Below are 651 nucleotides of genomic sequence, written 5' to 3'. Positions count from 1 at the left end.
TGGGCATCACGCCGTCGTGTCGCAAAACTCTCAGTCTTTGGACGGACCTTGCGTTCCTGCGGTCAGGAGTACCCTTGGAACAAGTGTCCAGACGCATCGTTGTCACCACAGATGCCTCCAAGACAGGCTGGGGCGCCCTTTGCAACGGGCAAGCAGCCTCCGGGGTCTGGACGGGCCCCCGACTGCTTTGGCACATCAACTGCCTAGAGTTGTTGGCAGTGCTTCTAGCTCTGAGGAGGTTCTGGCCTATGATTCAGAACAAGCACGTGTTGGTCAGGTCGGACAACATGGCGACAGTAGCCTACATCAACCACCAGGGCGGTGTACGTTCCTTTCGCATGTCACAACTAGCCCGCCACCTCCTGCTCTGGAGCCAACACAGACTCAGGTCCTTACGGGCCACTCACATTCCGGGCGATGCCAATCGAGTGGCCGATTCTCTGTCACGACAGGTTTCGCTCGGAGGCGAGTGGAGGCTCCACCCTCAGTCGGTTCAACTGATTTGGGATCGATTCGGCCAGGCGCAAGTGGATCTCTTCGCCTCACCGGAATCCACCCACTGCCAGTTGTGGTACGGGCTGACCGAGGCTCCCCTCGGTATAGATGCACTGGCACACAGTTGGCCGAAGGACCGGCTCAAGTATGCGTTTC

At 58.7% G+C, this 651-nt stretch carries 1 protein-coding gene; it reads left to right on the top strand.

What is annotated here, in order from left to right; all coding sequences use genetic code 11:
* Window positions 1-83 precede the first annotated feature (83 nt).
* Window positions 84-651, top strand: a 568-nt coding sequence (locus C8054_RS33425; protein WP_158273915.1) for a reverse transcriptase-like protein, incomplete at its 3' end; no start/stop codon positions are given.

The organism is Micromonospora sp. RP3T (assembly GCF_003027925.1).
Taxonomy (GTDB): Bacteria; Actinomycetota; Actinomycetes; order Mycobacteriales; family Micromonosporaceae; genus Micromonospora.
Note: the sequence above shows the minus strand (reverse complement) of the source record. Positions and strands in the feature narration are given on the sequence as shown.